The sequence below is a fragment of the Peribacillus sp. Bi134 genome, assembly GCF_918698065.1.
Classification (GTDB): Bacteria; Bacillota; Bacilli; order Bacillales; family DSM-1321; genus Peribacillus.
In genome coordinates this window covers 49368-63000 of the sequence record NZ_CAKKLN010000009.1, presented here as the reverse complement: position 1 = coordinate 63000, position 13633 = coordinate 49368, and the positions used below count along the sequence as shown (strand labels likewise).

Genomic DNA, 13633 nt, shown 5'->3' with positions numbered 1-13633 from the left:
TATTCACTCCGTTTCACTTCCCCTTTTTGAATTTGGTCCCTGTTCCTGTGCTTGACGGTATACATTAGAATCCCCTGTGAGGCGCGGGCGTGTATCCATCTTCCACCAAGGAGCCCTCCACAGCACATCTTTCAGCTCTTTACCTTTTAACGGTGCCAGTGGCGTTAAGTAGGGAACGCCGAAGGAACGCAAGCTGCATAAGTGAATGATTATGGCAATGATTCCCATCACGATGCCAAGCAGTCCTAAGGTACCGGCAAGCAGCATCATTGGGAAACGCAGCATCCGGAAAGCAATTCCGGCAATATAACGAGGCATCATAAAAGAAGCGATTCCCGTAATCGCAACCACAATGACCATTGGCGCTGAAACCAACCCCGCTTGTACGGAAGCTTGACCAATCACTAGCGCTCCAACAATGCTGACAGCAGAACCTACCTGCTTCGGCAAGCGAACCCCTGCCTCTCTTAGTGCTTCAAAGGTAATTTCCATAGCCAATGCCTCTACTATTGCAGGAAAAGGGACCGATTCCCGGGATGCCGCGCTGCTTAGCAGGAGTGCGGTTGGGACCGCCTCATGATGGAACGTCAAAATAGCAACATATAGGGACGGAAGCAAAAGAGATAGTCCCATAAAAATATAACGTAACCAACGGATAAAAGTGCCTGCCATAAAACGTTGAGCATAATCCTCTTGTGATTGAATCAAAGAAAAGAAGGATATTGGTGCAATTAAAGTAAAAGGGGTTCCTTCTACAAGAATGACAGCTCGTCCCTCCAACAAGCAAGAACAGGCTACATCCGGCCGTTCTGTCGTCATGATCTGAGGGAAAGGTGAAAACGGATTGTCCTCGATCATTTCCTCGATGTACTCGCTTTCTAAAATACCGTCTATTTTAATTCGTTCCAACCGAGTTGTAATCTCTTCAATCAGTGTTTTATCCGCAAGGCCATCAATATAAGCAATTGAAACATTCGTCCTGGTATACGTTCCGATCTTCATCGATTGTAATTTAAGGGCAGGACTTTTAATAATACGTCGCAATTGGGACGTATTTACCTCTAGAGATTCAATAAATCCCTCTCGTGACCCCCTAACTCCCCCCTCTGCCATAGGTTCTTCAATCGCCCGCTTTTCCCATTTGGACAATCCTAAAGAAAATCCATCACTTTCCCCTTCATATAGAAGGATCGGGTTTCCAGTGGAAATCGATTCAATGCAATCCGCCAACATATTCACTTTTACCACTTTAGGAACGGGCATTTTATGTTCAATAAACTCATTTAATTGTTGTGGTTCTTTTGATGACTCCTGCATGAGTGGAGATAGCACATATTGCTCTATCGCCTCGATGTCTGAGAGTCCCGCAATGTAAATGAGCATCGCCCGCGTCTTTCCGAAAAGTAAGAACGAGCGGAACATGACATCCGAGCAATTATCATAAACAGAACGAAGTGTTTCTACATTTTGATTGAAATTCGCAGCAAGTGCATCTGCAGGCTTAGAATCCTGGTAATTATTTTGTACACTGGATTTTTTTTCTTTCGTTTTCCTTAACAATCTACCTACATTACGAATCAAGCTGAATACCCCCATTTTTTTGCAGGTCGCTCTTACTCCATTTTTCTATGTTTCTTCATTAAGGGTATTTTATACAGGAAATCCTGTTTCCGGCATGAACTAATTTTCATGGAAAAGCTATGTTATAAGTGATTTTGAATAAACCGTAAACTCTTGTGATATCCTGTTTGTAATTAATAACTAAGGGGTATATCAAAAATCGAGGCTACATATTAAAATACTGTCTCTGGCTAAATATTGTTTTTTGAACAAGCTACACAAGACCATAAAATAGGGGTTATTTTTTAAAGATGGATATTCGCTTTAAAATACCTCTTTTTTTCTTTTTAAATAAGTTTCATGGGCAAGCAGACTAAAACGATAAGGGAGATTCTATGTCATTCTTAATCACATTGCTCGGATTATTGGTGTCCACAATAATCGCTACAATATTAAATGCCATATGGCCCCGTATTCCACTACCGATATATCAGATATCCATGGGTGCAGTGCTTTCATTATTGCCATTTCAATTATCGTTGGATTTTCATTCAGAATTATTCATGATCTGTGTTATTGCTCCGTTACTCTTTACAGAAGGAAAAAATACGTCCCGAAAAGAAATGCTTGAATTGCGTAAGCCTATTCTGTTATTGGCCTTTGGGTTAGTATTTGTGACTGTTTTTGCAGGAGGTTTTTTCATCCACTGGTTAATACCCGAAATGCCGATGGCTGTTGCCTTTGCTTTAGCAGCTACAATTACCCCTACGGATGCTGTAGCGGTACAATCGATTACAAAAGGATTGAAATTGCCCGGTAATATGATGCCCATCCTTGAAGGTGAATCACTTTTCAATGATGCTGCTGGAATCGTGGCTTTTAAAGTTGCCCTGGCAGCTGCCTTAACTGGAGCATTTTCTATAAAAGATGCTTCGCTTAATTTTATATTTGTAGCTATAGGCGGTATTTTCATAGGTATCCTATTGGGCTACTTAATCGTTAAATTACGATTATTTTTACGGGTTCATGGACTTGAAGAAATCTCCATGTCTATTGTTATTGAGCTAATTACGCCTTTTGTCATATATATGGTAGCTGAAGAATTCCATGTTTCCGGAATCTTGGCAGTGGTTGCCGCAGGTGTAATTCATGGCATCGAGCGGGATCGCCTTCAGAATTCCACAACTAAATTGCAAATTGTATCATCTAATACATGGTCTGTATTAGGTTATGTTTTGAATGGACTTGTATTTGCTTTATTAGGATTTATGTTGCCGAGTGTTTATCAGGAAATTGAGTCGAACATAAGTAGGGGTAATCTTTTTGGGATTAGTGTTTTGATTGTTCTTTTATTATTGGTGATCCGTTTTATTTGGGTATACATTCTGCATGATACTTTTACGAAAAACAGAGTGAATCCATTAGAGCAATTCATTATGTCCAGGGTTCACCCAGAAGATAGCGAGGATACTGATGAGGAGAATGTTTCAAGACCACGATTTGCATTTTTGACATCCGTTAGCGGCATTCATGGAACCATTACATTAGCTACAGCTTTATCCATACCATATTTTATGCCAGATGACACTTTATTCCCGATGCGTAATACAGTCTTGTTCATCGCAGCTTGCGTTATATTGTTAAGCGTCACATTGGCTACGGTTCTCTTGCCATTACTGGTAAAGACACCGATTGAATTCAAAGATGAACGGCTAACCTCTGAGGAGGCTTATGAAATTGTTTTAAATAAAACGATCGATCAGCTAAGCAAAGAAGCAACCATGGATAATCAGAAAGCTATCAATCAAGTGATGGAAGATTTGAATGAACAACTGATTGATTTGGAACGGGGAATCACGAACAGACCCGATAATCGGACAATACGCGATTTAGTGGAGCAAGGGACCAAAAAGGAATTGGAATTCGTTTCTGGATTAGTCGAAAAAGGAACTATATCTGAAACAGCCTTAGAACTTTATAAAGTGTATCTTTCAAGAACCATAAATTATATGCAAAAATCTTCGCTGAAAAGGGCTTGGATCAATTTGCAGGCGATTCTTTTCAAGAAAAAGATCAATGTCAAATGGGATAAGAAATGGGAAGCGAAATTAGAGGACTCCATCGTTAAAAATGCGGACCTGATCCGGGAGTTTCGAAAAGCCCAAAAAGAGGCTTCAAAGGAAGCCATTTCATTGCTCAAACAACAAACTACATCTGAAAACCGTCATGAAGTGATGCTTGTCATTCAAAGATATAATCGTTATTTGAATCCATTCGGAACATTAAGTGAAAAAGAAGCACATCGCTTTGAAGAGATGGTGAGTCATTTTCAGTTGATTGCAATGCAAATCGAACGTGATATCATTCAACAAATGGTTGAAGATGATCAAATATCCATGCAAACAGCAACTGAGCTTAGACAAAACTTAATCTATGATGAAATGATAATGATACAAAGTTAAGAAATGTTAGAGACACCGTTACGACAGGGAGCGGTGTCTCTTTATTTAAATCCACAACCGCTCTCAATTCCTTCTTTTATCAAGTCCATCATTCAATATTTTCACTTGGAAGCGAAAGTAGAGATAGAATACGGTCCAGATGATCATATAGAAAGGTATGAAAATCCCAATTCCTATAGCCAATCCTTTTAAGCTGAATGGAATCCAACCAACAAAGAAAGATAATAGGAAGTAAAGAATGCTGACAGTAAGGAAGTGCAGAATGGTTTGAAATAACAAACTCCATTTTTCATTTTCAAAGAAGATTGTTGCCGTGCTGAAGAACCAGCCACATAATATGCAGCCTATCGCGTTTTTTACAAATATTCCACTGTCTAATGCAGTGACCTCCCCAAAAGCAATCACTGCAAAACACGTCAGCACCATCACGAGTGCCCCAAAGCAAATCCCAACAAAGCTACGGAATAATAGTGTTTTCATCATAATCCCTTCCTTTTCCATTGAAATGCTTTCTTGATTCCTTGAACATAGTGCCGAGAAACATATTCTTTTTCCCCTGATCGGAAATACACACATAAGGTCCCGTTGAAAGATGCCTCGAATCTGCTTAACTCATCTAAATTGGCAATCACTGACTTGGACAATCGCACGAATTGATTACCAGGAAGGTCCCTTTCCAGTTCATATAACCTTTCTTTCATTTCGAAAGTCCCCTGTTTCGTCCGCACCATTATGGAATCTTGCTCTGTAAATAAACAGATAATTTCCTCTGCCCGAAATACGTGCTGCATTTCTTCTTTCCTGCCGACAAAATACGGTCTTTTCTTTTCCTTCAAACGCTCCATCAGTTCCTGGACTTCCTCATTCCATTCGTGATTTCTGATAAGCACCTCTATCGCCTTGATCTCCTTATCTATCTCTACGTTTATTTTCAACTCTGCGACCTCCCTTTGCTTATAATGTAAGTATATTGATATTTTTGACAATTCGCTTGTGATTTCCGGTTACATGTAACTTTACAGTGATAACATGCTTGAAATGGATACTCAGATACACTAAATAACCGTCCAAATAATTGGACGGCCCTTTAATACAAAAAATCTTGTTCTGCTTTTGAATCCGTTTTTATCAATCAGCTTACTATTGACCTGTTCCAAGGGTCCGGATCACTCTTTGCTTGTAAAAGTGCTTGGCATCACCACAGCGATTACCTCTCCACGAGCGCATAGTTTATCGATGGCAAATACCTCTGTTTCGATTCTCCATTTCTTTGGATGAACCTCATGAATGGTCCCAACGGCTGTTAATGGCACATCATTTGGGGTTGGCTTTACGAATTCCACTTTCAGTGATGCAGTCACAAACCTGGGAGGCTCCACTCCATCTCCAACTTCATGCCCATTTTTACGATGCATTGCCAATGCAGCGGAGCCTGTTCCATGACAATCAATTAAAGAAGCAATCAAGCCTCCATAAACAAATCCAGGAATTGCGATATGCTCTGGACGTGGTGTATAAATTGTCCTTGTTTGCTCGCCTTGCCAACCGGTTCGAAAGTGATGACCCTCTTCGTTTAAACGACCGCATCCATAACACCATGCAAATGCATCTGGATAATCATCTTGAATCGCTTTTATCACAATCTCCTCCATCATCTCTCCTCCTTTTTCAGAATATTATAACATCATTAAAGAGAATTCCCAGATAGTTTATTGAGCTTTCAGCTTTATACATACTGCAGAAATCGATAACATACATAAAAAGTTTGCAAGAATCCTTGCTCCTTTTCTCGATAAATGACAAAAGCCCCTGTTAGCAAGCAGCATTCAGGGGCTTTCATTTGAAAATATATATAGTTAAGAAGTGTATCTATTATTTTGTTGCAGGTTTACCTTCTTAAAAGTTAAGCCTTTTTCTTAAATCCCAATACTTGAATGTCATTTTACCCATTTTCGACTTCGAAAGTGAATTATATTTACGTTCAAGTGCTTGGTTTTGTTTTTCTAGCTTAGTAATTTGTTTCAGTTGAACTGTGTTCAGTTTTTTTAATTGCTTTACTTCTTTAGCTAATTCTTTATTTTTCCCTTTCATATCATATTTTTCTTTATCAGCAGTTGCCCGTCCCTTCATTGAAATTTCCACATCTTTTGGCTTTAATTTAGGATTTCCATAGGTTTCAAATCCTATAGTTTTTAAATATGGCATGTTGTTTTGAAAATTTTGTTCATAGTTTCCATAACTTTTATGGATGTGGAGAAATGAATAACATCCGGCTTTTTCTGCTGAAATGATTTGCCCATATCCAGACAGTTTAAACAGTTTTTCGACTCGTTTTATTTCTTCAGGTATGTTTTTGACGATATAGGTGAAAGCTTCGTCAGCACTTAACTCTGCAGGCAATTTTTTCACTTTATTTGATGGTGCATGCTTAGTCAGTTCATCAAAGTCATCTACATCAATATAAAACATATTTGTGCTTTGCTCTACAAAATCTGTAATACGCTTGCTCCATAATAGTACTTGCAGTTTTTTTATTGCTTCCGAAAATAAAAACTGCCTGCTGACCTGATACATTCGTTTTGCCGCAAACTCATATATATCCTTATTGCATAGTGCTAATTTGACAGCGTCACGAAAATCCTTCTCTGTAACAGCATATAACGGGTAATCTTCGCCAAAAAGCTTTATATGCATTTTGGTTGGATTCATTATTACAGCCTTCCTTAAAATCCCATACTCCAATAGCTTTGTAGACAGTTCAAGACTGCTGTCCATTTCCTCGCTTCTCCAGGTTATCCCAATATCACTGTTCACGATTAATTGTTGGGCATTCTCCCTTGTCAATGCACCGTACCATGTAAGACCATCTGTATTTTTAAGAAGGTATGCCGCTTCTTCCTTAAACTGAGAATCATCCTTAACCCATTTGAATTTATCCCCCGCAACATCAAGTGAAAGATTCGGAATTTCGCGCTTTAATTCTTTAAAAGCAGTAATGATCGGAATGGTCTTCCAATCAGGGTCGAACTTCCCTGTATATACAAGTTTGTTTTTTAACCGGGTCTGCCCTTCTGCTGATTCAATGTTTGGTATCATCGGGGTAAGCAGGGAAACTTTGTTTTTTTCTTTATTCAAATTAAGAATCTCAATGACAAATTCGCACATCTCTTCTGTTTGACATAAGAAATACGCACACTGATCATATATATTTTTGATGCTCTCAAATTTTTCTTCATCAACATCCTGGCCTATGTGAGTCAATCCTGTAGCATAAACTAAAGTATTCTTTATGATATGCTTATGCTTTGCTATTTTTTCAACAGTCTCAATGCTTCTAACAAATAGCCAATCATATCCCTTTTGACTCCAATAGTGAGTAATGAGCATTTCAGCTATATCAAAATCAATGACACCTTTTTTTACCCATTCATCATCGGTGGCACTGAAAAAAGGATCAACAAAAGGATTGAGAATGGTTATATTATCAAATTTCTCAAGAGGCCGAATTAAGATATCACGTTTGACCGGGCTAGCTAGAAGTAAGTCAACTTCGATGTTGGAATCTAGCGCAATGGTCGATGCTAAGGAAGATAAAAATACTGCAGATCCATCCATTGAATTCATGTCAATAAAGCCAAATAGAAGTACCTTCATTTTTCTGTTTTCAACTAGTTCATGTGAATTCAAAGTTTTCACTCCAATGACTGAAATCTGATATGAATCTTTATTTTTTTATTTGTTCTTTAATAGATGATTTAAGCGCAAGATATTTTAACGTGAATTTTCCTGCATATGTAACGTTGAATTTGTGTTCTAATAGCTTAAGTCTTCGTATTTCTTTGTTAAGCTTAATATTTTCTTTTTGTGCGATCTTACTTTTTTCTAATTCTTCTCGCAGCATATTATTTTCTTTTGTAATGTTCTCAATGATTTTTTGTTTTTCAGTGCCATTGCCCTCTATGAGCTCCAATGTCATGGACATCATGTCTTTCATTTGTAATTCGAGTTCCTCGTACATAGTTTTCCAATATTCGTTTCGTTCTTCCATATTGAAAAAACTCCCTTCGATTAACCTTGGATAATCTCCAATTCTCTTTTAATAACAACATCTACTGCGCATATTTCTCGAATCGACTGAGAAGCTTGTTTTGACACTCTTAAAAATACGTCCGGATTGTAATATAAGCGCTCTATTGCATCGGCAATTTCGATAGGAGACTCAGGTTTTGTTAGAAGGCCAGAAACGTCATGTTTAACGAATTCCGGGATTGCCGTAATATCTGTTGAAATCGGCACTAGCCCGCTCGACATTGCCTCACACATTGAAACCCCTTGAGAATCCAAACGGGTCGGGCAAAGGAAAATTCCATACTCCTTATGTAATGCAGCGATTTGATCCTGAGATAGGAAACCTTTATGAATCGTTACATTCTCAAAATCCCTGATTGGCTCAACGGTTTGATCGAATAATTTTCCATCACCATAAAATGCAAATTCCAACTTATCGAAGTATGGTCGCTTCGATAGTTCAATAACTGCTTTCACCGATAAATCATTGGCGTATTTTCGCGAAGCGTATGGCCTGATTGAAAGGACTTTTGTCCGCATTTCAACTGGCTTTTCAATAAAGGTAAAGAGATTGTCATCTATTACATTAGGAATGATTACTGAATTTTTCGATTCTGCTCTTGCATCACATTCCGCTATATGTTCTTTGAACCATTTGGAAATATGAACAAAGGTTGTATTCAACTCATTCGTTTGATAAAACCAATTCATGAAAGAAAGCTGAGCTACATAATAGTCGTCCGACATTTCAAGTATCTTCCGCAAGCTTTCAGGGCTCTCAAGAAAATTAAACCACCTTCTATGCCATGCCTCCGTTTCAAATCCATGTATCCAGGTAATAATCGGTAAATCTGTGTTCGTTTCTTTTATCGCTTGTACCATTTTTGGATTAACAAAATGAATGAGCGCTTTTTTATGTACTTTATGATTTAAGAAAATGCGCAGATGCTGTTCAGTTCCACGATAAACAGGCACAGCTTCATACGTATACTTTTCTGCTTTTTTATAGGCAGGATGCAAAACAAAAACATCAACTTTCAAACCCTCATCCAGATAGGCCTTGACTCTTCGGTGGATAAACCCATTCCGATATAACTGATCTTCATGTGGATAAGCATTCGTAATGATTACATATCTATCTTTTTCACTAAATGTAAGCTCATATAGATTTACAGATTCATCCATTTTTGTTCACTCCTACTATTCAGTCATCTTCAATCAGCCTGCTACTTATCTGTAAATGAAGGATTTTTAAGAGACTCTTTTCCAATCACCTTTAAAACCGTCAACCGATTATAACAAACATGTATTACTGAATATTGACATCAATATGAGAATTCTGTAAATAAAAGTAAAGTTTTCATGAACTTTTATAGGCTTTTGTAAAGCTTCATTAATGTCATGACTGGGAGCATCAGTAATAGCATGAAGGTGGATGGTAAATAAACAGCAACATAGAGAAGGAGGGCGTTCCATTTAGCGGAAACGCCCTCCTGCATTAATCAGTTATAAAGTGTCCACTATTCCCCCCATAACTTGTCTACACCATTACAATAAAAATTCATATTATATAAGAAAAGGAATTGTCTATAAAAGAGGTGCGATCTTACATGATACCCATAGATGATTGTAAATTATTGATTTCATGCTGCAATCATAAAGGCGGTCTATATTTAGTCCAATTTAAACAACAACAACAACATGAAATAAAAAAGATTTTAAATGTTGGATGCACAGGCATTACAAAATACGGCAGCTCTTTTGTCGTAATTTCCAATTCTCATGGAATCTTCATTTTGGATGAAAGCTTAAAGGTTATAAAGAATAAGGCTTTATCTACAGAATTAGATTTACATGGTGTAGCGGTAGATAAAGATAAAGCTTATATTATTGAAACCAAAACTAACTCAATTGGTGTTTATGATTTGGAAAACGATTTGGAAAGAATTGATGAAATTAGATTTTCACCTAAAAATGACGATGTTTTCCACGTCAACGATTTGTATATAGCAAATGATAAGTTATATGTATCGATGTTTTCATATCCTCCAAGGAAAAATTTCCTCTCTTTAGCAAGTTATTTCCCTAATAAAACAATCCACAAAGGTGTGATCCTTGAATATTCTTTACAGGAAAGAAAAGTGGTTAAGATTTGTCATGATAAATTACTTCAACCTCACAGCGTACTTCATTATGATAATAAGATGTATTATTGTGTTTCAGGTGAATTCCTAGTAAAAAGAAATGAGGAAGATATTTTTAAATGCCTTGGTTATACTCGCGGTTTAGCAGTTAGAAATCAAACGATGTTCATTGGTCAAAGTGAGAGTAGGCACATACCGGTTTTACTAAAAAAACATACGAACATATTACTGGATTGCGGGATTTATGTTCATGACATCTCTACGAAACTTTCATCTTTCATCCATATACCTTCTGAAGAAATTTATGGAATATTGGTTATTTAAAAACAGTGAAATCGTATTTTTCAGTTGTTGAAATTTTTTTATCCTATGTAAGTTATTCGTTTAGTTACCAGATCATAAGGATATCTTTCTTTATTCACTTGAACAGTCAGTGAACTTTTTTCTACCTTCAAGAATTATTCAAGCATATTTTTGTAAGAATAGAATAGAATCGAAAAAAGACCAATTTGCTGAAGAGAGTGATATAGATGGAACCAATTACCTTTAAAGCATTTGCAATCACTAATGAAATCGATTTGAATAAAATCGCCATTCATTGCGGCATACCGAAAAAATTCACCTGGGAAGAGCCTTTAATCCTTAAAGGCGATTTTCTAAGTTCCATCCTAAATAAAAATGTGGACGAATCGCAGCAGGTGCTGGTTTTTTCCTTTGGCAGCATTGTCTTCATCAATTACTCACACGCAAATGAGATTAAGGAATTTTCATCCTTTATCCATTCTTTCGAGCCGGTTATTGATCTCGACAATTTAGATAGATATACAGACGATTACAGCCTTCACTTCAGTGAAACCGGAAGCATCAATTTGACAGACGAATATGTAGTTGTACCTAAATATGAATTTTTCTACCCTGAATTAATTTCCACCATTCTCGCAAAATCGGTGGCACTTGAAAAAACTGAGGAACAGCTCGGAAAAATCCACGACAAGCTCGAAGCCATGATAGACCGACTGGAAAAAGGCAAGCTGAGAATCGGTAATAAGGAACTAGCGAGGACGACTGCCAAAATCGTACGTCACGAGTATAATACCCTAGCGTACATCATGATTCTGGACAAACCTGATATTACATGGACAAGCAGCATTGCCGGCGAATTTTATGACAGAATGCTTGATTTTTTTGAATTGAATGATCGGTATAAAATCCTGAAAAGTAAAACCGAAATTTTATATAACATTATGGATGGGTTTTCTAACATCAGCCATTCGATCAGGGGACTATTCGTTGAATGGATCATTGTAATCCTCATTGTCTTTGAGATCGTTCTGACGTTATTAGAAATTGCAGGATGGATTCCATGAATTCTGAATCATATCGTATGGAATACCTTCCAAAAAAATAAGCATCGTTTAAGTGCTTCAGACTGTAGACAAATTCGAAAAACGGGTTTGCCTACAGTTTTTTCTTTGAAAAACGTTCCCATTGATTTCAATAATCCGCTCCCTTTCCGTGGACTGTCCATTTCCTAAGTTTTCTGATGATCGTCTCATGGGTGCCTGTTTTTCTTTTATCTTACTTTCCCAAAGTATTTCATTTGTTTAATCCAGGGCAAAGTGGAAAATTAATTCCTCCCCTTCTTCCCCATTGAATCTATATCCTTTATCAATGAATCCTGCTTTTTTATATAAATTTATCGCTGGAACATTCGTATGATGCACTGTTAGAATAATCTCATCTTTATCTGGATGACTTAGTTTGATCATATCAGGCAACACTTTTAAAGTCTCAAAAGCTAGACCCTTTTTTTGATGGCGCAAATCCAAGGAGAATGATTTTAGAAGAATCGCATTCTCATTACTTGTATATTGATTTCCCGCTTTATCCGTATATAAGGCAAAACAACCAATCAAATCCTTATCTAAATAAATGACCATGGGGAGGTTATATTTATCCTTCCTGAAGTCTTCAATAACTTTCAAAGGTAAGGAAGTATAGATTGCTTGTTCTATAGGTAAACAATAATTGCTCAGCGCCTCATAGTCATTTTCCATAAAAGGTCTGATAGTTAATCCAGTCATCATACTTGCACCCCATTTTTACATTTCTATAAATCCATATTAACAGATACTAAAGTTTTACAATTCACTGCAAAATAAAAAAAGGAATGGTTTGTTTACCATTCCTTCAGACTGTAGACGAACTTGAGATAAAACGGCGAGAATCCGCTCCCTTTCCGCCGACAGTCTGCCAAGCCTCATCAAAGGAAGCGGCTATGGGTACTGGCAGACCAGTTATTCGGCAGGTGTATCGCAAATTTCTTCAACCTATTAAGAGTTTCATAACCATGAAGATGTTAAATCATTCAGACGCTGATAATTCACTTTCCGTTACCCATTTATGATTCTTCACTTTTTCTCCTCCCGCAGTCGGTGTGAAGTCGACCATATAAACAGTCGTTTTTTCAGCAGATTCAACTTCAGCGACAGCCCCGTTCATTCCTTCCATATGAGAAGCATTTACTGTGACCTCCGCTCCGGGTTCATATGCTTTCTCACCTGCATCTTTGATTTCTTCGTGAATGATCCATTTATGATTTTCAACTTTTTCTCCGCCAGTTGCAGGCGTATACGAAATTGCATAAGCAGTCGTATCAAAGGCACCCACTATTGTTGCTTCCGCCCCCTTCATGCTTTCCATATGACCTGATTCGATAATCGCTTGACTTCCAACTTCATAGGTTGGATTTTCTGCAGCTTTTAATCCTTCTGGAACTTCACCCGTGCTAGAATGGTTCATGTCCATTTCACTATGTTCCTTTTCTTTTTTTTCTTCTTTGTTTTTATCATCGCTGTTGGAACATGCGCCAAGGACTAAAAACAGGGCTGCTAATAATGATAAGATGATAGGCAATTTTGTTCTTTTTTTCATATTAATAAAACCTCCCTTATGATTACATCCATCTTACCAATTAAATATGCAGAAAATATGGAGTTCACCCGTGGCAAAAGAAATGAAGCCTCATACTTTTTTAGGAATAGTCCTGCCTCAATTTAAGCGTTCATTAGCCACCACAATCGCTACTTTTATTGCTATTCGATTTTTCTTGAAGAAACTTTTTGAATTGCTCTTTTGTAACATCCGATTTCATTGCCAATATTACTAGTTCCAGCCATTCGTCAGGAAGGTTTTCATCAAAATCCTTCATTTCATCATCTCTTTCTTTTTATCTTTAGTTATTTTAACTGTATGGGGTAAGGTTCAATATTGAGGCTATTTTTCCACGTGAAACTATATTCGGGAATATCATTATAAATTACCTCAAGCGTCCATAGCTGGATTTTAGTGTAAATTTAATAAGTCTTTACATTTACATATAAGGCCTCAATGTTTGTT

At 37.3% G+C, this 13633-nt stretch carries 13 protein-coding genes; 3 read left to right on the top strand and 10 right to left on the bottom strand.

Annotated elements, in window-relative coordinates; translation table 11 throughout:
* Nucleotides 1–3: 3 nt before the first annotated feature.
* Complete coding sequence (locus LQ188_RS20620) at nt 4–1581, bottom strand: spore germination protein (RefSeq protein ID WP_230178034.1); 1578 nt, start codon at nt 1579–1581, stop codon at nt 4–6.
* A gap of 374 nt (nt 1582–1955) precedes the next feature.
* Between LQ188_RS20620 and LQ188_RS20615 the strand changes: the two genes are divergently transcribed.
* Nucleotides 1956–4022 (top strand): Na+/H+ antiporter, encoded by a 2067-nt coding sequence (locus LQ188_RS20615; protein ID WP_230178032.1) that lies wholly within the window; start codon nt 1956–1958, stop codon nt 4020–4022.
* Between the two features lie 63 nt (nt 4023–4085).
* Here the strand turns inward: LQ188_RS20615 and LQ188_RS20610 are convergent, their stop codons facing one another.
* From LQ188_RS20610 to LQ188_RS20585, 6 genes are all read right to left on the bottom strand, one after another.
* A complete protein-coding gene (locus tag LQ188_RS20610) occupies nt 4086–4505 on the bottom strand; it encodes a DUF3021 domain-containing protein (protein WP_230178030.1) in 420 nt (139 codons plus the stop codon).
* Nucleotides 4502–4957 carry a LytTR family DNA-binding domain-containing protein gene (locus LQ188_RS20605; protein ID WP_101223402.1) on the bottom strand — a complete coding sequence of 152 codons (456 nt, stop codon included), beginning with the start codon at nt 4955–4957 and terminating at the stop codon, nt 4502–4504. Before LQ188_RS20605 ends, LQ188_RS20610 begins: the two co-directional genes overlap by 4 nt.
* Before the next feature lie 231 nt (nt 4958–5188).
* Complete coding sequence (locus LQ188_RS20600; RefSeq protein WP_101223403.1) at nt 5189–5674, bottom strand: PaaI family thioesterase; 486 nt, start codon at nt 5672–5674, stop codon at nt 5189–5191.
* 244 nt (nt 5675–5918) lie between these two features.
* Nucleotides 5919–7709, bottom strand: coding sequence for a glycosyltransferase (locus tag LQ188_RS20595; protein ID WP_230178028.1), 1791 nt, complete (start codon nt 7707–7709; stop codon nt 5919–5921).
* Between the two features lie 37 nt (nt 7710–7746).
* Nucleotides 7747–8070 carry a hypothetical protein gene (locus LQ188_RS20590; protein WP_101223405.1) on the bottom strand — a complete coding sequence of 108 codons (324 nt, stop codon included), beginning with the start codon at nt 8068–8070 and terminating at the stop codon, nt 7747–7749.
* 20 nt (nt 8071–8090) lie between these two features.
* A complete protein-coding gene (locus LQ188_RS20585) occupies nt 8091–9275 on the bottom strand; it encodes a glycosyltransferase family 4 protein (protein ID WP_230178026.1) in 1185 nt (394 codons plus the stop codon).
* 425 nt (nt 9276–9700) lie between these two features.
* Between LQ188_RS20585 and LQ188_RS20580 the strand changes: the two genes are divergently transcribed.
* Both LQ188_RS20580 and LQ188_RS20575 read left to right on the top strand, forming a co-directional pair.
* Nucleotides 9701–10558 carry a DUF4915 domain-containing protein gene (locus LQ188_RS20580; RefSeq protein WP_230178024.1) on the top strand — a complete coding sequence of 286 codons (858 nt, stop codon included), beginning with the start codon at nt 9701–9703 and terminating at the stop codon, nt 10556–10558.
* A gap of 206 nt (nt 10559–10764) precedes the next feature.
* A complete protein-coding gene (locus LQ188_RS20575; protein WP_101223408.1) occupies nt 10765–11601 on the top strand; it encodes an RMD1 family protein in 837 nt (278 codons plus the stop codon).
* A gap of 237 nt (nt 11602–11838) precedes the next feature.
* On the opposite strand, the gene LQ188_RS20570 is transcribed toward LQ188_RS20575, so the two are convergent.
* The 3 genes from LQ188_RS20570 to sinI all read right to left on the bottom strand — a co-directional run bounded on the left by LQ188_RS20570 (nt 11839) and on the right by sinI (nt 13445).
* Nucleotides 11839–12321, bottom strand: a complete 483-nt coding sequence (locus LQ188_RS20570; RefSeq protein ID WP_230178022.1) for a GNAT family protein — start codon at nt 12319–12321, stop codon at nt 11839–11841.
* A gap of 277 nt (nt 12322–12598) precedes the next feature.
* Nucleotides 12599–13168: a YdhK family protein gene (locus LQ188_RS20565; protein ID WP_230178020.1), complete on the bottom strand. Its 570-nt coding sequence runs from the start codon at nt 13166–13168 to the stop codon at nt 12599–12601.
* A gap of 133 nt (nt 13169–13301) precedes the next feature.
* Nucleotides 13302–13445 (bottom strand): DNA-binding anti-repressor SinI, encoded by a 144-nt coding sequence (gene sinI, locus LQ188_RS20560; protein ID WP_157831045.1) that lies wholly within the window; start codon nt 13443–13445, stop codon nt 13302–13304.
* Between the last annotated feature and the right edge of the window lie 188 nt (nt 13446–13633).